17 protein-coding genes and 1 pseudogene are annotated in these 24,853 nt (G+C 40.8%); 16 read left to right on the forward strand and 2 right to left on the reverse strand.

Annotation, left to right across the window (positions count from 1 at the left end; translation table 11 throughout):
• Positions 1-334 precede the first annotated feature (334 nt).
• From trpS to ON073_RS12645, 10 genes and pseudogenes are all read left to right on the forward strand, one after another.
• Positions 335-1,354: pseudogene (gene trpS, locus ON073_RS12600) on the forward strand (tryptophan--tRNA ligase).
• Positions 1,355-1,672: 318 nt separating this feature from the next.
• Positions 1,673-1,972: an isoamylase early set domain-containing protein gene (locus ON073_RS12605; RefSeq protein ID WP_274762227.1), complete on the forward strand. Its 300-nt coding sequence runs from the start codon at positions 1,673-1,675 to the stop codon at positions 1,970-1,972.
• A gap of 5 nt (positions 1,973-1,977) precedes the next feature.
• Positions 1,978-3,984: a 4-alpha-glucanotransferase gene (gene malQ, locus ON073_RS12610; protein WP_274762228.1), complete on the forward strand. Its 2,007-nt coding sequence runs from the start codon at positions 1,978-1,980 to the stop codon at positions 3,982-3,984.
• Entirely contained in the window at positions 3,971-6,169 is a 2,199-nt protein-coding gene (gene glgB / locus ON073_RS12615) for a 1,4-alpha-glucan branching protein GlgB (RefSeq protein ID WP_274762229.1), read from the forward strand. The genes malQ and glgB overlap by 14 nt, the downstream gene beginning before the upstream one ends.
• A 2-nt stretch (positions 6,170-6,171) precedes the next feature.
• Entirely contained in the window at positions 6,172-8,295 is a 2,124-nt protein-coding gene (gene glgX / locus ON073_RS12620) for a glycogen debranching protein GlgX (RefSeq protein WP_274762230.1), read from the forward strand.
• Between the two features lies 1 nt (position 8,296).
• A complete protein-coding gene (locus ON073_RS12625; protein ID WP_274762231.1) occupies positions 8,297-10,807 on the forward strand; it encodes a glycogen/starch/alpha-glucan phosphorylase in 2,511 nt (836 codons plus the stop codon).
• Positions 10,800-12,119 carry a glucose-1-phosphate adenylyltransferase gene (glgC, locus tag ON073_RS12630; RefSeq protein WP_274762233.1) on the forward strand — a complete coding sequence of 440 codons (1,320 nt, stop codon included), beginning with the start codon at positions 10,800-10,802 and terminating at the stop codon, positions 12,117-12,119. The genes ON073_RS12625 and glgC overlap by 8 nt, the downstream gene beginning before the upstream one ends.
• 9 nt (positions 12,120-12,128) lie before the next feature.
• Positions 12,129-13,676 (forward strand): glycogen synthase, encoded by a 1,548-nt coding sequence (locus ON073_RS12635; protein WP_274762234.1) that lies wholly within the window; start codon positions 12,129-12,131, stop codon positions 13,674-13,676.
• An 83-nt stretch (positions 13,677-13,759) separates the two neighbouring features.
• Complete coding sequence (locus ON073_RS12640; RefSeq protein WP_274762235.1) at positions 13,760-14,368, forward strand: polysaccharide deacetylase family protein; 609 nt, start codon at positions 13,760-13,762, stop codon at positions 14,366-14,368.
• 54 nt (positions 14,369-14,422) lie between these two features.
• Positions 14,423-14,680 carry a hypothetical protein gene (locus ON073_RS12645; RefSeq protein ID WP_274762237.1) on the forward strand — a complete coding sequence of 86 codons (258 nt, stop codon included), beginning with the start codon at positions 14,423-14,425 and terminating at the stop codon, positions 14,678-14,680.
• Positions 14,681-14,723: 43 nt separating this feature from the next.
• Here ON073_RS12645 and ON073_RS12650 read toward each other — a convergent pair whose 3' ends face one another.
• Positions 14,724-15,938 (reverse strand): helix-turn-helix domain-containing protein, encoded by a 1,215-nt coding sequence (locus ON073_RS12650; RefSeq protein WP_274762238.1) that lies wholly within the window; start codon positions 15,936-15,938, stop codon positions 14,724-14,726.
• A 184-nt stretch (positions 15,939-16,122) separates the two neighbouring features.
• Here ON073_RS12650 and ON073_RS12655 point away from each other — a divergent pair, with 184 nt between their 5' ends.
• The 5 genes from ON073_RS12655 (at position 16,123) to ON073_RS12675 (ending at position 22,903) form a co-directional block, all read left to right on the forward strand.
• Positions 16,123-16,554 (forward strand): DUF6326 family protein, encoded by a 432-nt coding sequence (locus ON073_RS12655; RefSeq protein WP_274762239.1) that lies wholly within the window; start codon positions 16,123-16,125, stop codon positions 16,552-16,554.
• 357 nt (positions 16,555-16,911) lie between these two features.
• Positions 16,912-19,107 carry a TonB-dependent receptor gene (locus ON073_RS12660; RefSeq protein WP_274762240.1) on the forward strand — a complete coding sequence of 732 codons (2,196 nt, stop codon included), beginning with the start codon at positions 16,912-16,914 and terminating at the stop codon, positions 19,105-19,107.
• Between the two features lie 632 nt (positions 19,108-19,739).
• Complete coding sequence (locus tag ON073_RS12665; RefSeq protein ID WP_274762241.1) at positions 19,740-21,596, forward strand: S8 family peptidase; 1,857 nt, start codon at positions 19,740-19,742, stop codon at positions 21,594-21,596.
• 190 nt (positions 21,597-21,786) lie between these two features.
• Positions 21,787-22,026, forward strand: a complete 240-nt coding sequence (locus ON073_RS12670) for a hypothetical protein (protein ID WP_274762242.1) — start codon at positions 21,787-21,789, stop codon at positions 22,024-22,026.
• Positions 22,027-22,093: 67 nt separating this feature from the next.
• A complete protein-coding gene (locus ON073_RS12675) occupies positions 22,094-22,903 on the forward strand; it encodes a substrate-binding periplasmic protein (protein WP_274762243.1) in 810 nt (269 codons plus the stop codon).
• A 7-nt stretch (positions 22,904-22,910) separates the two neighbouring features.
• Here ON073_RS12675 and ON073_RS12680 read toward each other — a convergent pair whose 3' ends face one another.
• Positions 22,911-24,035, reverse strand: a complete 1,125-nt coding sequence (locus tag ON073_RS12680) for an MBL fold metallo-hydrolase (RefSeq protein ID WP_274762244.1) — start codon at positions 24,033-24,035, stop codon at positions 22,911-22,913.
• Positions 24,036-24,158: 123 nt separating this feature from the next.
• On the opposite strand from ON073_RS12680, the gene ON073_RS12685 reads away from it, so the two are divergent.
• The gene (locus tag ON073_RS12685) at positions 24,159-24,758 is read left to right on the forward strand and encodes a TetR/AcrR family transcriptional regulator (protein WP_274762245.1); all 600 of its coding nucleotides are present in this window, start codon (positions 24,159-24,161) and stop codon (positions 24,756-24,758) included.
• Positions 24,759-24,853 lie beyond the last annotated feature (95 nt).

The raw sequence follows: 24,853 nt of genomic DNA on the forward strand, positions 1-24,853 counted from the left end.
CATGCTAACTGCGTTAGAATTTATCAATGTAGAACAACTACATAAGAAAAATTCTGCCTTGTTACCATTTCATTTTTCCAGCGCTATCCCTGATCACATACTTAACAGAATTGGTATAAACAAAATCTTTGATTGTGAAATTTGTAGAGGTTTGCTAACGTGTTGGTGTTATGAAAAATACATTACATATTTCTACTATCACATCATTTACATCTTGGTGGCGCTCACAATAGAGCGGCGCAGGATTTTTAGATTCTTAAGCTGCTGGTAGGTAGCTTAAGCAACGTGTCTTTTTTGTATCTCCAGTGGCTATTTTTTACCTTGGAGATATACAATGAAACAGACAACATCACAGCAAAAAGAAATAATTTTAACCGGCGATAGAGCCACAGGCCCTTTGCATTTAGGGCATTATGTTGGCTCATTAAAAGAGCGAATCCAGCTGCAACATCTGCACGAGCAAACCATTTTGGTTGCCGATATGCAGGGCCTAACCGATAACGCCCACACCCCAAAGAAAGTTAGCGAAAACATTTTAAATGTGGTGGCTGATTATTTAGCGGTGGGGATCGACCCTGTTAAAACAACTATTTGTTTGCAATCATAACTGCCAGCACTTGCTGAACTCACCATGTTTTACAGCAATTTAGTCACCATTTCACGCTTAGAGCGTAACCCAACGGTGAAAAGTGAAATTCAAAGTAAAGCGTTTAATCGCAGTGTACCTGCGGGGTTTTTAACGTACCCAATTTCGCAAGCTGCGGATATCACCGCGTTTAACGCTACGCTTATTCCGGTGGGTGATGATCAACTGCCAATGCTTGAGCAAACCAATGAGATTGTAAGAAAAATAAACTCACTTGCGGGCAAACCGATTTTAAATGAATGCCGCGCTTTGTTGAGTAATGCGCCGCGCTTACCAAGTACCGACGGTAAAAACAAAATGTCTAAAACCATGGGCAACACCATTAATTTAGGCGCAAGCGAAAAAGATATTAGGACTGCGGTGAAGTCGATGTATACCGACCCAAATCACTTGCGAGTAGAAGATCCTGGGCAAGTTGAGGGCAATGTGGTTTTTACCTACCTTGATGCGTTTCACCCAGACACCCCCTATGTTGCTGAGCTTAAACAGCAATATCAACAAGGTGGTTTAGGCGATGGTACAACCAAAAAAATTTTAGAAGATTGCTTGCAAACACTTATTGCCCCCATTCGTTAAAAACGCGCGATGTATTTAAATGATAAAGCCCAACTAATCGATATTTTGCGTAAAGGCAGCGAACACGCCGACCGTAAAACGCAGCAAGTTTTGTTTGATGTTAAAGAGTTATTTGGTTTGAACTTATTCTAGTCAAACGCTGCTTATTTGAACAAATAGGGTGCAAGCTTAATAACTCAGCTGTTTGTTTATCTATGAAATTAATTCACATTCGCATTAGATTTATTTGCTTGTACCTTGATTAATAACTTCTATACTCAGTTGGCTTATATTTTGCGTTAAAAGGATATATAGCGAATATTTATTGTTGAATTGCATGTTTTGCATCAAATTAGTGCATAAAATTTTTTTATGCACTGTCACGAAGCGTAAATATTCCTATGTTTAGATAATCACAGTTATACGCTAGGCAGTTTGAAGCGTGTTAGTTAAATGGAAAGGAAAAGCACAATGTTAACTAAACGATTTTTTAAGACCAAGCAAGAAGCAGAAGTTACGTTCGAGTTTGCAGCAGAAGCAGACACAAAAGTGTCGTTGGCAGGTGAATTTAATGATTGGCAGCCAGTGACTATGAAGTACGTTAAAAAGGACAACGTTTTTCGTACCAAACTTCGCTTACCTATTGAACAAGATTTCCAATTTAAATACCTCGTTAATGAGCAAGAATGGCAAAACGACCATGCTGCGGATCACTACTTACTAAACGCGTTTGGTACTGATAATTCAGTTGTTTCTACTGTGCGAGCTTAATTTGAGTGAATGCAGTAGAACAATTGTGTTACCTGCAAGGAGTAGCACTCGATTATGTTGATTATTATGGTCAACAAACACGTATCGCAGATGATGTAAGACGACAAATTCTTACAGCCTGTGGCCATGATGTTACTAACCAAGACTACGTTTGCGACACTAACTTTCGCTTAGATGCGTTGCCTTGGCAAACGGTGCTTAATGCATTTCAAGTGACATCAAGTGAACATGCTGTATTAAAAGTACGTGCGCAAAGCTTTGAGCCAGAAAAACACCTTGAAATTTTGGTTTCAGAGGGTGAAACAGAGTATTGTCGATTAAGCGTAGAACTGTCAGAAAATCTTGAAGTTGGTAACTATGTTATCGACGGTGTGCGTTATTGTGAATATCAAATTGAGCTACCCTCACTTGCTGCAAACTACTACCAAGTTGATGTTGTTTTCTCGTCTCAAATTACAAAAGCGCAGTCATTTCGTGCGACTTTGGCTGTGGCGCCGCCGAGTTGTTTTGCGTTAGATGAAAACCAAAGGCCGTGGGGCATTTCTTGTCAGTTATATACCCTGCGAGATAAACGTGAAAGTGGCTTTGGCGATTTTTCATCACTTAAAGAGCTTATTCAACGCAGTAGTGAAAAAGGTGCGGATTATATTCTACTTAATCCATTGCATAAGTTATTTGCCAAAGAGCCTGAGCGTGCAAGCCCCTATAGCCCAAATGATCGCAATCAAATAAATCCGCTCTACATTAGTCCGCGTTTATGTATTGATTATACTTTGCCAAACGGTGAATATCGCTCAGACAATCAATTTATTGATTACAGCCAAGCGACACAGCATAAATATCAGTGCTTTAAGGTAATGTATCTTAATTTCTGTGAATTAGAGCTGGCAAAAAATACTGAACGAGCAGAGGATTTTAATGCCTTCGTTGTTGTGCATGCTGACTGGCATTTATCGCAGTTCGATTATTACTTGCAGTGGATCGCTAAAGAGCAGCTTGATTATTGCCAGCGCTATGCCAAAAACAAAGGCATGGCAATCGGCTTAATTTTAGATTTAGCGGTCGGTTGTACCCGTGATGGCGAAGAGTATCAGCGAAATAAATCGCTCTTTGTTAAAAATGCCAATATTGGTGCGCCGCCTGATCCTTGGGCTCGTGATGGACAAGACTGGGGCTTGGCAGTACAAGATCCAGTTAAATTAAAAGCCTCACATTTTTCACATTTTATCGCATTAATTCGCGCCAATATGATTGCCGGTGGTTTGCGCATTGATCATGTTATGGGATTACTGCGTTTATGGTGGTGTGTTAGCGTTAATGAGCAGCCAGCAGGCTGTTATGTCTATTACCCGTTTAAAGAATTATTAGCGCTCTTGTGTTTGGAAAGTCACTTAAATCAATGCATTGTAATTGGTGAAGATTTAGGTGTTGTACCAGAAGAAATTAAACTCGATTTAGATAATGCCCATGTTTATGGCAATGATATTTTCTATTTCGAAAAAGATGCCGCGGGTCAGTTTCTATCGCCAAACGAACATCGTAAACATGCCCTTGTGATGATTGCCAACCATGATGTTGCGCCGTTTTATGCGTGGTGGCAAAGCATCGATATCCACACGCGTGAAAAATACCAGCTTTATTCAAATAATGAACAATACGGTTTCGATTTAACGCAACGAGAACACGACAAACTCGCATTGATTAATTGGCTGAAAACAGCAAATGCGTTACCAAAAAACGATGATGCAAAAAGTATTTACCGTGCATTGGTAATCAACCTTGCAACAACCAATTCGCAATTTTTGTGTTTACAACTTGATGATTTAAGTGGTGAAACGCTTGCGGTAAACATCCCTGGAACCGATCAAGAATACCCCAACTGGCGACGCCGTCTCTCGTGCTCTTTAGCGACTATTTTTGGCCCTTTGAGCTCAGAAGAGCAAGACACACAAAATGAAGACCACGGTTTTTGGCAGTTGTTAAATGCTAGGAGAGATCATGTCAGTAGCTAATTTTGTTTCACTTAGCCAACTAAACGAAGAACAACACACGTTAGAAAAAGCCTACTCATTACAACGCGCAGATTTTATAAATGCGTTTAGCTTTTTAGGCAAGCATAGTATTAACAACGAGCTTGCGATTATTCGCTGCTTTGTTCCTGGTGCAAAAAATGTTGCAGTGCGCGCAAATAAACAAAATCTCGCTATGGAACAGTTTAAAGACAGCGCGTTATTTCAACTTGTGGTGAGTAACAGTAAAGTTAAAGAGCCCATCGAGCTTGATATTGATTATGGTAATTGCCAAGTGCAGCGCTATTTACCTTATAGCTTTTCATCAAGCTTAGACGTTGATGCAATGTACTTATTTAATCAAGGCACTTTGGCACATGCATATCGTCATTTCGGTGCGCATTTAATAACGCATCAAGGGGTTAAAGGCACGCGTTTTACCGTGTGGGCACCTAATGCTAAAGCGGTGTCAGTAATTGGTGATTTTAATCATTGGGATGCCAGTTGCTACCCAATGTGCTTTCACCCAGCATCTGGTGTGTGGGAAATTTTTATCGGGGAAGATTTAAGCGATAAAAATTACAAATACAGCCTGCTAACCGAGCACAACCAGCGCATAGAAAAAGCCGACCCATTTGCACTGCAAATGCAGTTGCCGCCCCATACGGCCTCGCGGGTAGCTAGCTTACCAACAAACACAGCGCCAATTTCGCCAATTAATAAATTCAATCAAGCAATCAGCATTTATGAAGTGCACTTAGGTTCGTGGCGTCGCAATGTTGAGCAAGGTAACGGTTATTTGAGCTACCAGCAACTTGCCGAACAATTGATCCCTTATGTATTAGATCTTGGTTTTACCCATATCCAGTTAATGCCAATCAGTGAATTTCCATTTGATGGTTCGTGGGGCTATCAACCCGTCGGCCTTTATGCGCCAACCAGTCGTTTTGGCGATATCAATGAATTTGCAGAGTTTATTCGTCAAATAAAGGCAGTGGGGCTGGGCGTACTGATTGATTGGGTGCCGGGGCATTTTCCAAATGATCCCCACGGCTTAGCCATGTTTGATGGTACTCATTTATATGAACATGCGGACAAGCGCCAAGGCTATCATCCAGATTGGAATACCCATATTTATAATTACGACCGTGCTGAAGTGCGCAGCTTTTTACTGTCAAACGCCACATATTGGCTGACAGAATTTGGTATTGATGGCATTCGTGTAGATGCGGTGGCATCGATGCTTTACCTAGATTACAGCCGCGAAGAAGGGCAATGGGTACCGAATTGTTATGGTGGCCGTGAAAACCTCGGGGCAATAAGCTTATTGCAGCACATTAATGCCAGCGTTTATGGTGAAAATCCAAATATTGTCACCATTGCAGAAGAATCTACAGCGTGGCCAGGGGTGACCAAGCCAACCGACCAATCGGGCTTAGGCTTTGGCTTTAAATGGAATATGGGCTGGATGAATGACAGCTTAGAGTACATGAAAAAAGAACCCATTTATCGCCGTCATCACCATAACGAGATGACCTTCTCATTAGTTTATGCGTTTAGTGAAAATTATATTCTGCCGCTATCGCACGATGAAGTAGTGCACGGTAAAGGCTCATTGATTAACAAAATGCCGGGAGATGACTGGCAAAAGTTTGCAAATTTACGTGCATTTTATGGCTTTATGTGGGCACATCCCGGTAAAAAACTACTGTTTATGGGCGGCGAATTTGCTCAATATCATGAGTGGGATCATGACATTAGTTTGGACTGGCACTTACTTAATGAGGCGAAACATCAGGGTGTTTCTAACCTAATAAAAGCACTCAACACGCTTTATAAAGCGCATCCGTCACTGTATCAACTGGATAATAGTGGCGAGGGCTTTCGCTGGATTGATGGTGGTAATGCTGAGCAAAGCGTTTTTAGTTTTATTCGTAAAAGTAGCGACCAACCAAATGTGATTGCGATTTGCAATTTTACCCCTACGGTTCGTGAAAACTTTAAATTAGGCGTACCAAAAGCAAAAGGTTATCAGTTGGTGCTAAACACTGATGACATTCAGTTTGGTGGAAGTGGCGTGTTGGTTGAAAGCGATGTCACGGTGGTAGATGAAGAAAACCATGGCTTTAAGCACAGTATTTCGTTAACGCTTGCACCACTTGCAACCTATTACCTTGTGGAGAAATAGCTGTGTCTGCGCGCTTTGCTATACGACCCGGAAACACTTCACCACTTGGTGCAACACCAAGTGAAAATGGCACTAATTTCGCGCTTTTCTCAGAAAGGGCAAGCAAAGTTGAGATCTGCTTGTTTGATCAAAGTGGTCACAGCGAAATTGCGCGTATTCCGCTTTACCGTGACGAGCAAGGTATTTGGCATATATTTATTCGCGGCGTTGGCCAAGGTCAGCTTTATGGCTATCGGGTTTATGGTGACTATAACCCGAAAAAAGGTCATTATTTTAATGCAAATAAATTGCTATTAGACCCGTATGCTAAATCCTTATTTGGCGAATTTAATTGGGGCAATGCGCACAAAGCTGATGAAGCTTACAGGCACTTAGATTCGGCAACGGATATGCCGAAATGCAAAGTGTCAGTGTTACCACATTATCAAGGCACAAGGCCAAATATCCCGTGGCATAAAACGGTTATTTATGAATGCCATGTCAAAGGTACTACCAAGTTATATCCGTCAATCCCAGAAGAACTTCGCGGTACTTACCTAGGTTTGGCTCACCCGAATTTTATTTGGCATTTAAAAAGCTTAGGTGTGACTGCTATTGAATTATTACCAGTACACAGTTTTATTAGTGAAGCGTTTTTACCAGAGCGCGGTCTTAGCAATTATTGGGGTTACAACACACTTAACTTTTTCACGCCCCATTTAGCTTATGCGCATACTAAGCAAGAACAAGAGTTTCAGCAGATGGTGTCGGTACTGCACGAAGCGGGTATTGAAGTAATTGTTGATGTGGTATTTAACCATACTGCGGAAGGTAATGAACAAGGGCCAACCTTGTCTCTGCGCGGCATTGATAATCAAGCCTATTATCGCTTACAACAAAATAACTTTGCTTTTTATGTTAATGATACAGGCTGTGGTAACACCCTAAATATTTCACATCCTAAAAGTTTGCAGTTGGTAATGGATAGCCTGCGTTACTGGGTGCAAGTGTATGGGGTTGATGGCTTTCGTTTTGATTTAGCGAGCATTTTGGGGCGCGATCAAGATGGTTTTAAAAAGCATCACACCTTTTTTCAAACCCTTGCCCAAGACCCAATTTTAAAAGGCATTAAACTTATCGCTGAGCCATGGGATTTAGCGATTGATGGCTATCAACTGGGCAATTATGTTGCACCATGGCGCGAATGGAACGATCAATACCGCGATACGGTACGCAGCTTTTGGCGTGGTGATATGAGCATGTTGCCAGAGTTTGCCCGTTTCTTTCATGGCTCAAGCCATTTGTTTGAGAAAAAAGGGCGTGCGGTTACGTCCAGTATCAACTTTATCACTGCTCATGACGGTTTTACCTTGGCCGATTTAGTGAGTTATAACAACAAACATAACCTCGCCAACCAAGAAGAAAATCGCGACGGGCACGACCATAACCTATCCAATAACTGGGGCTTTGAAGGTGCCACAGACGATACAGATATCAATGCACTACGTTTGCGCGCACAAAAGAACTTTTTACTGACACTGTGCTTATCAAATGGTGTTCCCATGTTGTGCGCTGGCAGCGAAGTAGCACACTCGCAAGGCGGCAACAACAATGCCTATTGCCAAGATAACGAAATTAGTTGGATCGATTGGCAAATTGACGGTCTTGACGATACGCAGCAGCACCCGCTTTACCAATTTATTAGTCGCGCATTAAAACTGCGCAGTGAGTTTTCTTTATACCGCCAAAGTCAGTTTATTCACGATGATGATCCGCGTTTTAGTGTTACTTGGCTAAATGAACATGGCGCGTTAATGCAAGATGCTGACTGGCATAATCCAAATGGCCATTGTCTTGGCTATTTAATGGAAGATATTCAAGACGATAAAGCGCTGTTACTGCTGTTTAATGCCTCTAGCAAAAATGTGATGTTTAAATTACCTGAACAAGAAGCCCATCACTGTTGGCGTATCCGCCTTTATTCTTATTCAGACGAGCGCGATGAAGAATGTTTAGCGCCTGGCCAAACGCTATTACTCAATAGCTACAGTGCCTGGGTGCTTTCCAGCCATATCAAAATGCCTGCAAATACGCAGGAAGATAATGATACGTCCCATACGTTCAATTTAACTAAGCAAGGAGTTTAGTGTGAACAAACAATCAAACTTAGCGAAAAAGAAAACGACTTTGTCACCTAGTGTGATTGAAAATTCCGACTTAAGTGAAGATTTATATCGCCATTTTTATTACACCTTAGGGCGCGATCAGGTGAATAAGTCGCAGCGTTACTTGTATCAGGCGCTGGCGCTAACCATTCGAGACAGATTGGTGGCAAAATGTCGTCACACAAATCAACAGCGCGACAGCGCACCACACAAACAAGTTGCTTATTTATCGCTAGAGTTTTTAATGGGGCGTGCACTAAACAATGCCATTTTAAATTTAGATTTAGCACCAGAAGTAACCGAGGCGCTTACCCAATATGGCAGTGAACTTGAGCAAGTTGCGGCTGCAGAGCATGATGCAGGCCTTGGCAACGGCGGTTTAGGGCGTTTAGCCGCGTGCTTTTTAGATAGCTGCGCCACACTAAAATTGCCTGTGGTTGGCTACGGTTTACGTTATGAATATGGCATGTTTAATCAATCGCTTGAACAGGGACGTCAAATTGAACAGCCCGATCACTGGCTGCATGAGGGGCACCCATGGGAAATTGCCGCGCCAGAGCAAAGCCGCCGAGTAAAATTCTTTGGTCATGTGGAAGTTTATAAAGACAAACTTGGCCGTGAACATCGCAACTGGGTGAATACCCAAGATGTTTTAGCTGTGCCCTATGATGTGCCGATCCCTGGTTATCGCAATGATGTGGTTAATCGCCTGCGCCTTTGGAAAAGTGAAGCAACGGAAGAATTTGATTTAAGAGAGTTTAATGCGGGCAGTTACCCAGAAGCGGTAGCCAAGAAGAACCAAGCTGAACAAATCACTATGGTGCTTTACCCGAACGATGCCAGCGAAAACGGCAAAGAGCTGCGTTTACGTCAGCAATACTTTTTATCAAGCGCAACACTGCAAGACATCATCGCAAAATGGGTAAAACAATACGGTGAAGATTTCCATAACTTCCCGAAATACCATGTTTTCCAATTAAACGATACACATCCAAGCATTGCAGTGGCAGAGCTGATGCGTATTTTACTGGATGATCATCAGCTTGATTGGGATAAAGCATGGCAAATTACCTCAAGTACTATGGCATACACCAATCACACTTTGTTGCCGGAAGCATTAGAAAAATGGCCTGTTAGGTTATTTGAGCGTTTACTACCGCGTTTACTTGAAATTATTTACGAAATTAACGCGCGTTTTTTACAGCAAGTGGCCACCTGCTGGCCGGGTGATACGCAAAAGCAGCGCGATATGTCGCTAATTGAAGAAGGGCCAGAGCCCAAAGTACGTATGGCGTATTTAGCCATTGTTGGTTCGTTTTCGGTAAATGGTGTGGCAGCGCTTCATACCGAGCTACTCACTAGCGGCTTATTTAGCGATTTTTATGCCCTTTGGCCTGAGCGCTTTAATAACAAAACCAATGGCGTAACACCACGGCGTTGGTTGTCGCATTGTAACCCTAAATTAGCGCACTTAATTAACCAACAAATCGGCGACGATTGGGTCAGCGATTTTAGTAAAATTAATGCGTTACGTGCCAAGTTTGATAACAAAGCGCTGCATAAAAAGTGGCAACAAGTAAAGTTTGAAAACAAGCAAGCGCTGGTGGATTTAGTTAAACGTGAAACTGGCGTGGAGTTTGATGCAACCATGCTGTTTGATGTGCAAGTAAAGCGTATTCATGAATATAAGCGCCAGTTACTCAATATTTTGCATGTTATTCACCTTTATGAACGTATTCGCGAAGGGGAACTTGAAGGCTTTACACCGCGCTGTGTGTTATTTGGTGGTAAAGCCGCGCCTGGTTATTTTATGGCGAAGCTGATTATTCGTTTAATTAATCATGTGGCGGATGCCATTAATAATGACCCAGCTGCCAAACCTTATTTGCGCGTTGCATTCTTGCCTAATTATAACGTTACGGCGATGGAAACCATCTGCCCTGCAACCGACCTCTCCGAGCAAATTTCGACGACTGGCAAAGAAGCGTCGGGCACTGGCAATATGAAGTTTATGATGAATGGGGCACTGACCATTGGCACATTAGATGGTGCAAATATTGAGATTTCAGAGGCTGTAGGCCTTGATAACTTCTTCTTATTTGGTGCCAAAGCTGAGCAATTAGCGCAAATTCGTGAACACTATAACCCCAACGAAATTATTGCAAATTCGCCTAATTTATCTCGCGTAATGACGTTGTTGGAAAGTGGTCATTTTAATTTATTTGACCCAGACTTATTCCAGCCATTAATTAATTCAATCCGTGACAATCATGACCAATGGCTCACAGCTTACGATTTTGATAGTTACGTGAAAGCACAAGAGGCAGCAGCTACGCTTTACCAAGAGCAAAGTGCTTGGACCCAGAAGAGTATTTTAAATACGGCAGCATCAGGTATGTTTTCGAGCGACCGCACAATTAGCCAATACAACAGTGATATTTGGCAAGCAAAGGCAATCGAATTCAACAAGGCACAAGGAGACCGCAATGCCTAATTCTGCAAATCGTTATATTAGTAACCTTACACGTGATACGTATGCACTTATTTTGGCAGGTGGTCGAGGTTCACGCCTTAAAGAGTTGACTGATTGGCGTGCTAAACCCGCAGTGTACTTTGGTGGCAAATTTCGCATTATCGACTTCCCGCTATCAAACTGCATTAACTCAGGCGTGCGCAAAGTAGGTATTGCTACGCAGTATAAATCGCACAGTTTAATTCGCCATGTGAATCGCGCGTGGGGTCACTTTAAAAAGGAATTAGGTGATTCAGTTGAAATTTTGCCAGCATCACAACGTTACAGTGATGATTGGTATTGTGGCACGGCCGATGCGGTGTATCAAAATATGGATATTATTCGTCACGATTTACCTAAATACGTAATGATCTTATCGGGCGACCATGTTTACCGTATGGACTATGGTGAGTTGATTGCTAAGCACGTAGAAACGGGTGCGGACATGACAGTATGTTGTTTGGAAGTGCCAGTGGAAGAAGCTGCCGGTGCTTTTGGTGTGCTGGCGGTTAATAACGAAAAACGCGTACAGCGCTTTGAAGAAAAACCAGCGAATCCTGCACCATTACCGAACGACCCAACAAAGTGTTTAGCATCGATGGGTAACTATGTGTTTAATACTGAGTTTTTGTTTGAGCAATTGAAAAAAGACGCGCAAAACAGTTGCTCTGGCCGCGATTTTGGCCACGACATTATTCCATCAATAATTGAGGAGCATAATGTGTATGCTTACCCATTTAGAGATACACGCCAAGGTGGTACACCGTATTGGCGCGATGTAGGTACGCTAGATTCGTTCTGGGAAGCGAATATGGAATTAGTATCGCCAACGCCATCGCTTGATTTATATGATAGAAATTGGCCAATTTGGACCTATCAAGAACAGTTACCACCCGCTAAATTTATTTTTGATGATGAAACGCGTCGCGGTATGGCGGTGGATTCAACGGTGTCGGGTGGTTGTATTATTTCTGGCTCAACCATTCGTAAATCACTGCTGTTCTCAAATGTGCATGTGCATTCTTATTGCACCGTCGAAGAAGCTGTGATTTTACCGGGTGTAGTGATTAACCGAAATTGTATTATCAGAAAAGCCATTATTGATCGCAGCTGCGTTATTCCTGAAGGCTTAAACATTGGGGTTGATCATAAACAAGATGAAGCCAATGGCTTTAGAATTTCAAGTGGCGGCGTGGTGCTTGTGACGCGCGATATGATTGCTGCACTGGCAAAAAAGTCGCAAGAAGCGGATGCTAAAAGTAGTGAATCTTCAAGCCAAGCGGCGATTGCATAAGAGGACTGTATGCGAATTTTGATGTTAGCGGCTGAAAATGATTGTATTTCGGGCGCGAAAGTTGGCGGTGTCGCCGATGTAATTCGCGATGTGCCACAGGCACTTGCAGAGCATAAAATTAATGTGGATGTGGTGATCCCCGATTATGGTTATTACCACAGCCATTATAACGGTGAGTGTGTCGCAGAAGTGAGCTTTTCATTCGCTCACCAGCAGCACACAGCCTACCTTTATAAATTGCACGCAATTTCAAGCGACAAAGTGACACAGTATGTGGTGGTGCATCCGCTCTTTCAACAAGCAGGGGAGAGCCGGGTTTATTGTCATGATGAAGATAACCGCCCATTTGCCAAAGATGCCACCAAGTTTGCGCTTTTTTGTAATGTACTTGCCGAATGTATTTTACAAGGGCATTTAGCGGCAGATATATTTCATTTGCATGATTGGCATGCAGCAACTTTAGCTGTGCTACTGAAGTTTGATACACGCTACCGCGATTTTGCTAATACTAAGCTGGTATACACAGTTCATAATCTCGCGCTACAAGGTACGCGACCATTTAATGGCGATGATTCAAGCTTAGAGGCGTGGTTTCCAAGTTTAAGCTACGACGGCCAACAATTATGTGACCCGCGTTATCCGTTTTGTTACAACCCGATGCGCGCAGCAATCAGCTTGGTTGATAAAGTACATTTTGTATCAGACAGTTATGCTGAAGAGGTGCTCTGTGCCAGCGACCATCAAAATGGTATATATGGCGGCGAGGGGCTGGAGCATATTCTTGCTGAAAATAGTGACAAACTGGTCGGCATTTTAAATGGGTGTGAATACAGCAATGAGCCTGAACCTAAAGTCACGTTAGATTGCTTTTTACGCAGTAGTAAAACTTGCCTTCGAAACTGGATGAGTCGCTTTGAGCAACTAAAAACTGTGCATTACCTTGCCAACGAGCAAATATCGCTTTGGCAAGATAGCCCTCAGTTTAAAGGCCCCATTGTTTCTAGCATTGGTCGATTAACCGAGCAAAAAGTACGTTTGCTAGTTGAGCGCATTGATGGCGAATTGGTGTTAAGTAAGTTGCTGTTCGATTTAGAACAAAAAGGCGGGCGTTTTATAATGCTTGGCAGCGGTGATAGCCACTATGAATTTGTCCTAATGCAGTTGATGGCAAAGCACAGTAACTTTTTGTTTTTAAATGGCTATGGGCAAAGCTTATCGGATGATTTATACGTGCTAGGTGATATGTTTTTAATGCCCAGTTCGTTTGAACCATGTGGCATCAGCCAAATGCTTGCGCTAAAAGCAGGGCAACCTTGCATCGTGCATGGGGTCGGCGGTTTAAAAGATACGGTCAAACACCACGAAAACGGCTTTGTTTTTGAGGGAAATACTATTAGTGAACAAGTAGTCTCATTGCAAAATGTGTTTAATGATGCGCTTAATTGCTATATGAACGAAAGTAGCCATTGGCAAACTATGATCAATATCGCAAAAGCCAGCCGCTTTAGTTGGCAAAGCAGTATCGAACAGTATTTATCTAAGCTTTATAACAATTAATGTTATAAATAACAGCTAGTTGCATTGTTTAAATTAAATACCAATGTTAGGGTGACTAATTCACATTAGTCACTTTTTTATTTATGAAACTTCTTTTTTTTACAGCAGCTATTGTTCTCTCGTTGTTATTTGCAAACACTACAAGCGCAAAGCAAATCGCCTTTACTTTTGATGACGCACCGAGGCAAGCAACTGGCTATTTTGATGGGCCAACGCGTGCGAAAACACTGATTAAAGCACTAAAGGATCACGGCATAAAACAAGCGGCTTTTTTTGCAACCACACGCCATTTAAATGAAGAAGGCAAAGCGCGATTAAGAGCATACGCCAATGCTGGTCATATCATTGCCAATCACACCCATACCCATCCTGATATCAACAAAACCAGCTTAGAAGATTATTTGCAGGAAATTACAACCGCCCATAATCAAATTAAAGACTATCCAAACTTTAAAGCTTGGTTTCGCTTTCCCTATTTGCGAGAAGGTGACACTCAACAAAAGCGCGACGGCGTGCGTGCTCATTTAGCTAAAAATGGCTACCGCAATGCATACATCACACTTAATAATTACGACTGGTACATTGAAAACTTATTTCAAGATGCACTAAAAAATGGCAAAGAAGTCGACTTTGATAAACTAAAAGAGTTTTACATCAATGTAATTATACAAGGCGCACAATACTACGATTAATTGGCAATAAAATATCTTGGCCACTCGCCAAAACACGTTATTTTGCTGCATGAAATGGATATTACCGCCCTGTTTGTTGGCGATTTAGCTGATGCTTTTCGCCAAAAAGGATGGCAAATTATCTCGCCAGAAAAAGCCTACCAAGACCCAATTGCCAGTTACCAAACCGAGCGCATTATGAAATATAACCCCGGACGCATTGGCGAAATTGCAAAAGATAAAGGGCAAACTAAACAGCTTTGGCACAACACCTTAGATGAAGCGTATTTAAAAGCACGTTTTGAAAAGGAAGTGGTGAAAAGTAAGCTCTAAAGTTATTGTGAGAATGTAAATGTCTAAAATGTTACTCAAAACATTACAGTGATTTATCAACGCAATCTTTAGTGTGTTGCTTTCGAAATTCACTCGGTGTTACCCCAGTTTGTTGTTTGAATGCTTTGTAAAAAGAAGAACGCGCGTTAAACCCCGCTGCTAGGGCAATATCGAGCACCGAACTTTGGTTTGCAATAATGTGTGGTTTTGCAGCCTCAATGCGCCATTGGTTTACGTAATCAAAAAAATTAAGGCCTAATGTTTCATTCAATGTTTGTGAAATGTAGTTGGGCGAAATCGCAGTATGCTTAGCCAGCTTTTGTAGAGATAAGCTTGAGTCTAAGTAAAGCTGCTCATTTTCCATTGCAGTATTTATTTTTTCAGCAATACGCACTGATTGCGCTTGGCTAAGTGCAGAACGTTGGTATTTCTGCTGGTGGCTATCTTCTTGATGTTGTTTTTGGTTTGGCTGGTCTTTGATTTCTGTTTTGCTATCGCCTAACCAATACGCGCCTTGACCTATAAGCGCTGGCTGTTGTTGTAAGCCAAAGTACGCCAAACTCCAAAGTAAAATGAGCGATAAGAAGGCCTCAACTCTGGCAGTAAACAACACATTGTTAAATAGGCTTGATGCAAATAACGTGATGAGATAAAAAAGCCAAGCGCACAGCGCGCTAAAGAGCAGCCAATTTACCCATTTTAACTCTTTGTTTTCATTGTTAGAAAAAACATTTTTTAGCTCTTTTCGATAATCGTTCAAACGGCGAGTAATACAATATAAGGTATAAACGCACTGCAAAAGCCATAGCACCATCATAATCAATATGGTGCTAAGCAATGTACCAACAAGCGGGTGATTTGCAGTTATATCGTCAATAAAAATAGCGCGGTGAACATCGCTTGGCAGCATAAATATCATCACTGAAACCACCAATGCAGGAATTACTAACACACCATGCAACGCATGCTTTTTAGTGAATTTCCACGGGGTATTTGAGGTGATCCCTTCAATATAAAACCAGAGCGACGGACAAAGTACAAAAAGGGTGGGGAATACCAGCGCGGTATAAATTAAATACGCATTTTCAAACAGTGTCGCTACAATGGAATTCATAGCAAGTAATCCACATGCTAATAAAAATACTGCCAAAGGGATAAAAGTAGCGTTCGCACTAAAGCGAGAAATTAATAGTGGTACGCTTAAACTTATTTGCCCCACCATAACGATGCTTAGCACCTGAACAATTGGATCGCTCACTGTTTACTTCCCTTTATTGAAAATTTCCATTTTTTACACAAAAAAGTGTCCGCGCTTTTAGTCTCGGACGACTTAACCCTTTATAAATTATATTGTTTATTTGAGTCAAGCGAGGTTGGCGACGCTACAAAAACAACGCGCTTAACAAAGTGGTGGAGACAATAATTTAATAATGGAGTGAAAAATGAGTCAAAGTAATCAGATACAAAATGGGTTGGTAAACGACACCATAAATGTAAAGCTTAAATTGGCAGCACTTTGGGCTGCTGTGATGTTTTGTTATGTCTATGGTGATTACATCGAGGTCTATGTGCCTGGTGTTATGTCTAACGCGATGGAAGTAAGTAGCAACAGTGAAGGGCTACAAGTAAAGTTTTTTGCGGTAGCGTTTTTAATGTCCATCCCAAGTTTGATGGTATTTTTGTCGCTAGTATTAAAGCCAAGCTTTAACCGCTGGCTAAACATCATTATTCCCGCATTATTTGTATTTTTGTTAATAGGGCTAAACCTAGAAACCACGTGGATTTTTTATCTTTATTTAACAGGATTAGAAGTTATTTTGTCGCTTATCACGATTTGGTATGCATGGCATTGGCCTAAAAATGACATGCGCTAAAAAGTGCTGATTTTTGCTCTTTATTTGGCATGGGTTATTAATGAAGTTCAAATTTGATAATAGATAACTCAGCCATATGTTTTGAAATAACCAATAAAATTATTTAATTTTTAAGTCAATTTTATGAAAGAAATGCTAATATTGCTTTTTGTGTATTAATCGTTTGGTAAAACATATCTTAACTGTTTGATTTACCAAGATTACATATTAACTCAGTTTTATAACACTTTAATTTGGCTTAAATTTTAGTCAAACCTAGTGTTTAAAATTGAAGCGAAACGATTATAAATTACCGAATAACTGTCGTGCTAATTCATTGTTAGTAATTACTCGGTATGAGCAAAAAGGCGCTACTTAATGACAACAACTCACTCTTTCTTGCGTTTTAGCAAGTTAAATTCAATCACGCTCTCACTTCTTGCTGCATCAAGCTTTGCAACTATGGCAAACGAAGCTGAAGAAACACAAACAGCTAAAAAAGAAATTGAAGCTATTACCGTAACCGCAACTAAACGTTCGCAGGTTATTTATGAAGTGCCAATTGCAATGAGTGCATTTAGCGGCGATAAGCTAGCTGAGCAAGGTATTTCTGAAATTAATGATGTGGGTAAATTTGTTCCTAACCTAAATATTACTGGTTTTTCAGCAGGTCATAACTCGTCAGCTAACCCATTTATTCGTGGTATTGGTTTGCAAGATCATTTGATCACAACCGATCCAGGTGTAAGTGTATATGTAGATGGTGTTTACTTAGGTCGCCAAGTAGGTCAAAACTGGAACCTAGCCAATATTGAGCGTATTGAAGTATTACGTGGTCCACAGGGCACGCTTTATGGTCGTAACTCAATTGGTGGTGCAATTAATATCATCACCAAGCAAGCTAATAGCGAGTCGGTTACAAAAATTTCTGCTGAAGTAGGCACGCGTGAGCGCGTTAAAGGCGATGTATTTATTAACCGTGGTCTTACAGATAACTTAGCGTTTAACTTTAATGCAGGTTACAACCACCGTGGTGGTTTAGGTGAATTTATTAACCTACCAGAAGCTAAATACGATGTGGGTGAAAACCGTGAGTTTCATGGTCGCGTATCAGTTAAATATGATGCAGCGGATGACTTAAGTTTTGTTTTAACGGCTGATGCTAATGATGCTGAAGGCGGCCTTCGTCCTTATACAACTCTAATTGATGAAGTACCAACAGGCGCTTACTACACAGGTATGCGTTTTGGTAGCCCAACACCAACAGGTCCATTACGTAATTCTGATGTTGCAGCTGATCCATACGATAATGCAACGGGCTCAATTGAAGTAACCGAAGTTACTAATAAAGCAAATGGTGTGTCGCTTACCACTAACTATGATATTTCAAATGACCTTGGTGCTAAGTTTATTTTAAGCAAGCGCTCATCTGAGTATAAAGCGGGCCTTGATGATGACAGCACAATTTACGCACTTGATCATTACCCAGAGCGCGGTGAAGCAGATCAAACTTCAGTTGAGCTTCAGTTCAATGGCTATTTAGGTCAGTTTGACTTTGTATCAGGCTTATATTGGTTTGAAGAAGAAGGCAGCAACCGCCAAGGTGCTGATTCTCGCTTTAATGGCGGCGCAAACTTACTTGAACTTGACCAAACAACCACAAGTAAAGCGGTATTTGTTAATGTTGGTTACGACATGACAGACGATTTACGTGTATCAGGTGGTTTACGTTATACCCAGGATGAAAAAGAAGCTACCGCAAATGTTGGTATTGGTCCAACTCATGCTGAAGATGATTGGAGCCAGTTAAGCTACGATTTATCAGCTAACTACACCCTTGAAAATGGCTTAAATGTGTATGGTAGCATCCAAAGTGGTTATCAAGGTGGCCAGTTCCCGGCACGTCCTTACTGTCTATTCGGTGACCCAAATTGTTTTGTAGCAACAGATAACATTACAGCAGTTAACTACGAAGTGGGTTTAAAGGGGCAAGTTACTAGTGACTTCAGCATGAGCATTGCACTATTTAATACTAACTATGATGACTTACCTTACCAAGTGAGTACTACATCTGAAGGTGGTTTTGATACACGCAATTTAGTGGTTTCGCAAACGTCACGTGGTATTGAGTGGGAAGGTACAGCGTATATCACTGATAACTTTAGCGTTCATACAAGCTTAGGTTATATGGATGTGGATGTAGATGAACAAGCAGGTGTTAAACCAGTTGCACCATTAACGCCAGACTTAACAGCATCAATTAGCCCAAGCTATGAGTTTGCCTTAGCGGATGGCTCACTTATCACAACCCGTGTTGACTATTCGTATCGTAGTGAAATGTATGGTGAGCCAAGCTCAGATCCTAAGCGTTTAACTAAAGTAGATGCTCGTAGCCTAGTTAATTTAACGGTAGGTTATTCACCAGCGAATGCTAACTGGCGTGTTGATTTATATGGTCGCAATATTTTTGATGAGCGTTACGATGATGCTCGTTTAAATACTGGCGATTACGTATTAGTAATTAAGAGTAACGATGCAAGTGAATTTGGTGTTCGATACTCAATGACTTTCTAATTATTCTCATAGCTAATGAGTATTTAAAAAGGCGCTTTTGCGCCTTTTTTGTTATGTAAATCTTCGAATATACTCGGCTTAAAAAAGCTCATCCTTTAATTTTCGCTTTAGGATTTAAACAAGCGCTTTCCTTTAGCAAAAAAGCTACTTTTTAATTCAATAATAAAGAATGATTCGCCAATTATTTGCATTCACATTTTGTTAACATTTTGCGGATTGTTTGATGATGTTTTAACTTGCTCTAAATAATACAATTCTTCATTTATTCGAATTTTAATTTTTTAAATGTGATATTGAAAATACATCCGTTGAAAACGTCGAACTTACAAAAATTACTATTTTATATGAGAAAAGATATTGTTTTAAAAGTACTTTTCTTATCATTCTTTTGTATTATTTTGACTTTTCAGTTACAAACTTTTACAAAGCATAAACTATTTAGGAATAATTACCATTTAGATTTTACTATCTAAAATAAGCTAATAGTAACCTTACTTAAGTATAAATGAACCCCAAACAAACAACCTTATATCGGTACAAATGTTAATAAAATGAAAATGGAAATTTGGATTGTGTGTTTTTTGAACTAGGTTTTTAAGCAGTTATTAAAAACCAAGCAACAAGGAAACGTCATGTTTAAATATTCAAAAACAATGTTATTGATCGCATCGGTATGTTCGGCAAACTTTGCCTATGCAAATAGCGAAAAATTAATCCAAGTTAACGCCAGCAAACAAATACCCAATAAATACGTCGTAGTATTTAATACTGTGCCTAAAACGTTAGCTAGCGGCGGCATTGAAGAGCAAGCAAAAGAAAATGTCGATAAAATTCGCGGAAAGTATGGGGTAAATGCAAATAAGCTGTTTGGTAATACATTAAACGGTGCGCAATATACGTTATCAAAAGGGCAACTAAAACAACTATTAAAAGAAGATTTAGTGCAGTTTATTGAACCTGAGCAGGTAATCTCAATTGACCCTCAGGTTGCAACCAATGCAAATCAATCTAATGCGATTTGGGGTCTTGATCGCATCGATCAGCGTGATTTACCACTCGATAGTAATTACCAATACAACTTCGATGGCTCAGGTGTAACCGCTTATGTAATTGATACTGGTGTACGCACTACGCATAATGAGTTTGGTAACCGTGCAAGTAGTGGTTGGGACTTTGTTGATAATGATTCTGATGCCTCTGACTGTAATGGTCATGGTACGCACGTAGCTGGCACAATTGGCGGCCAAAGCTATGGTGTTGCGAAAAACGTTAATATTGTGGGTGTTCGTGTACTCGGTTGTAACGGCTCAGGTAGTACATCAGGTGTTATTGACGGCATTAATTGGGTGAAAAACAACGCCAGTGGCCCATCGGTTGCTAATATGAGTTTAGGTGGCGGGGCGTCATCGGCCATTGACCAAGCGGTTGAGGCGGCAGTAGCGTCTGGCGTAAGTTTTGTGGTAGCTGCAGGTAATGATAACAGTAACGCATGTAACTATTCCCCTGCTCGTGCAACAACAGCCATTACGGTTGGCTCGACTACATCAAGTGACAGCCGTTCGAGCTTTTCTAACTATGGTAGCTGTTTAGATATTTACGCGCCGGGTTCAAGTATTAAATCAGCATGGTATAACTCAGACTCAGCTGAAAATACCATCAGTGGCACGTCTATGGCTTCGCCGCATGTTGCGGGTGTAGTCGCACTTTATCTTGATGAAGACAATAGTTTAACACCTTCTCAAATTGATAGTAAGTTATCTGCTGGTGCGAGTAAAAACAAAGTATCTGATGCAAAATCGGGCTCACCGAATGAATTACTATTTGCTCTTGAGGGGACGGTAGATCCTGAACCACCAACAGTCACTGAGTTACTTAAAGATCAAGCCGTTTCAGCATCAGGTGCAGCAAGCAGTGAAACAAACTATTTTGTTGAAGTACCAGCAGGGCAGTCGAGTTTATCTATTTCTCTTTCAGGCGGGCAAGGCGATGCGGACCTTTATGTGAAACAAGGTTCAGCACCAACCACGGGTAGCTACGATTGTCGCCCATATAAAAATGGTAATAACGAAAGCTGCGAATTTAATACACCTGCTGCGGGTAAATACTACGTGATGCTTCAAGGTTACTCGGCGTATTCTGGCGCAAGCTTAGTGGCAACATATAGCGCTGATGGTGGCTGTACAGATTGTTTAGATAATGGCGTGCCTATGACGAATTTATCTGGCGGTGCTAATAGCCAAGTGTTTTACAAAATCGAAGTTCCAGCATATCAAACGCTGACTGTGACGACCGCAAATGGTAGCGGTGATGTGGATCTGTATGTTAAAAAAGGTTCACAGCCGACAACATCAGATTATGAATGTCGCCCTTATCGCTGGGGTAATAATGAGTCATGTAGTTTAAATAGTGGCGCAACAGGTGGAACCTACCACATCTTACTTAACGGTTACTCTGCTTACGCAGGCGTTACGCTAACAGCAAGTTATTAAACATTAAGTTCTCTGAAGTTAAGCCAGCGTATTCGCTGGCTTTTTTATGAGCAGATGTTTCAGATGAAGGCACTATAGCTGGTTTGTGTTTATCGGAGTATGTGAAATAAATAGTTGTTTATATTGTAATTAGCGTTATACCTTGCCAGTATAATTCTCTTCACATTAACACGTTACTGTATGGATGCAGATGCCACCGCTTATTCAAAACGCAAAAACGCCAACACTCGGCTGGGTGATTATCATTATGTTGCTTTTTCTCGTTCCCTCAATTTTTTATATTGAAAGCGGCGCTATTCCTGCGGGGCGAAGCGGTGAGGAAATTATACGAGAAGAGTCTCCATTGTCGTTTTGGTTACATATAATTGGTGCGAATACGATTTGGCTATTTATGCTTTATCTTTATATAAAAGCACGTAGAAAATCGTAGATTCAAATCATCTCAACTTGCCAATAAAGGCGATTAGGGTTACTGTTTTGTACCTATTTGGGCTTTTATGGTTCAGGCCTGTACGCTTGATAAAAATGTGACCACCTTCTTAAAACTGATAGCATGTATATTGATTGCCACTTGCTTGTTGGTAATGCCATGCCAAGCAAAAACGCTTAACATTGCTATCGGTGAATATCCACCTTATTCGACACGTGTAAAAGGTGAATTTAACTTTGTTCCTTCGGTTATTCGCGCAGCTTATCAAACACAAGGTTATAGCGTTAAGTTTAGTTACTTCCCTTGGGGTCGAAGCTTAGTTGAAGCTAAAAAAGACAATTATGATATTGCCGCGTACTGGTTTTGCACCCAAGAAAAACAACGCGATTTTTACTGTAGTGATGCACTTTACACTGAAACCACTTACTTCTTTTACAACGTCAATAACCCCATTTCTGAGTGGAAGAGTATCAGTGATTTTCAAGGGAAATTAATTGGTGTTACCACAGGCTACAGTTACACCAATGAATTACTTAATGAAGGAAAGCGTGGCACCTTTGGCCTAGATTGGGCAAAAACAGATAAACAAAACCTCGCGCGACTGATTAAAGGGCATATTGATACATTTCCCATGTCACTCATCCCTGCGGAGTATTTACTAAAAACGCAGTTTTCAAAAAGCCAACGTAAAATGCTTGCTTATAGTAAAAAAGCATTGCTAAGCGACACCGCGCACTTACTCTTTCGCAAAGATTTACCCCATTCTGAAATGTATCGCCAAGCCTTTAATAAAGGCCTGGCAGAAATTAAACAAAACGGGGTATATGAGCGGCTATTAAAGCAATTGCCGCATCATACTGAAATAATTACAAACTAATAAGTAATTAATTTGCTGTTACCATTGCCAGTGACTCGCTAGGCATATAGTCACGCCACCAAAGGCTTGTTTGATATTCGTGCCCAAGTGTGAGGATTTCACCTACAATCGGCGTGTTTAATTGTACCCATTGTTTGTCAGCTTCCTCTTTTACGCGTTCAAGCGGCTCAAACCATGCGTGAAAGGCGAGATCAAATGTGCCATTGTGAATGGGCGTCATCAATTTTCCTTTTAAATCTAAATGGGCTTGTACACTTTGCTCAGGCGTCATATGCACATCTGGCCAATCTTTGTCGTATGCCCCTGTTTCAATAAACGTGATATCAAATGGGCCGTAGCGCTCGCCAATTTGTTTAAAACCATCAAAATAACCGGAATCACCACTAAAATAGAGTGTTTGATTGTTGGCTGAAATAACCCATGATCCCCATAACGTCTTGTTTCCATCGTTAAGTGCTCTGCCAGAAAAATGCTTGGTTGGCGTAAAAGCGATAAATCCCTGTTTAGTTTTGAGCTCTTGCCACCAGTCAAACTCTTTCACTTTTGTTGGGCTTATTCCCCATCTTGCAAGGTCGCCAGCCACGCCCAGTGGCACTAAAAATTGTTTGGTTTTACTCTCTAGCAATTTAACACTTTGTTTATCGAGGTGATCGTAATGATTGTGGGAAATCAATACTTTATCGATAGGTGGTAGTTCTTCTAATGAAATTGGTGTTGGTTGAAAGCGCTTTGGTCCCATAAATGAGAAGGGCGAGGCACGCTTTGCAAATACAGGGTCAAGTAACCAAAACTCACCATGAACTTTAAGTAAGATGGATGAGTGGCCAAGTTTTATAGTATGGATTGCATCGTTACTTAAAGCGTCTAGTTGAGCACGTGTGACGGTTTGCAATGGTAACGCTTGGCTTGGAAATGCATGTTGTTTTTTCTCAGTGAAATAACGTAAAAAGATTTCAGCCATTTTACGGGCACTATTCGGTGCCATTTTTTCAGCATTATAAAACTTACCATTTTTGTAAAGGCTTTTTGTTGGGGCTTTAGAACTACCTTCGCTGGCTAAATGATGATTCACTGTACACGCTCCAATTAATAAAATAACAAAAATTAAACTAATCCATTTGATGGCTTTCATGTGTTTCTCTAACAAAAGTAAACTACACGGTGTAGTTTTGCATCTAAATTATAAAAAGTAAACTGTGTAGTGCACTTTTTTTTTATTCAGTCTAAAATAGTCACAGTTTTCAATGAGGGTGCTATGAAATTATCTGAACAAAAACGTATTCATATTCTTGATGCCGCCGAACAATTGTTTTTTGACAAAGGTGTGGCAAATAGCAGTATGGATGAAGTGGCTAAAACAGCAGGCGTATCAAAACGTACTGTTTACAACCACTTTGAAACTAAAGATGTGCTTTTTTATGCCATTATCGAACGTATGATGGGGTTATTAAATAGTGCATCAACCATTGAATTTGACCCTAAAGTATCATTGAAAGCACAGTTAATAAAAATTGCAGAGCAGGAGTGTGACCTGTTTAAATCAGATAATTTTTTACGTGTTGCAAAAATTGCCTTTATGCAAATGATGCAACAGCCAGAATTTGCGAAGCAGTTAAGTAACAATAAAATTGGTTGTATGGCCTACTTTGAGCAATTTTTAGCGGATGCTGAAAATGCACAAAAAGTAAGGGTCGACGACAAAGCGCTTGCAGCAACGCAATTTGTTTACTTACTCAAATCTCATATCTTTTATCCGCGTTTATATGGTTTTGATGTACCTAATGAACAGCATGAAAACTACTTAATAGAACAAACAGTAGCGTTATTTTTAGCGCGATATCAAAGCACCCCTTAGTGTTACTTTGTTTGTTTTTGTAACCTTACACTGCACAACTGAAAGTATTATCTATACTTTCAAAATGTAGATTAGCCAAAGCAAATGAAGGTGGT

The sequence above is a fragment of the Pseudoalteromonas sp. G4 genome, assembly GCF_028875915.1.
In the GTDB taxonomy this organism is placed as follows: domain Bacteria; phylum Pseudomonadota; class Gammaproteobacteria; order Enterobacterales; family Alteromonadaceae; genus Pseudoalteromonas.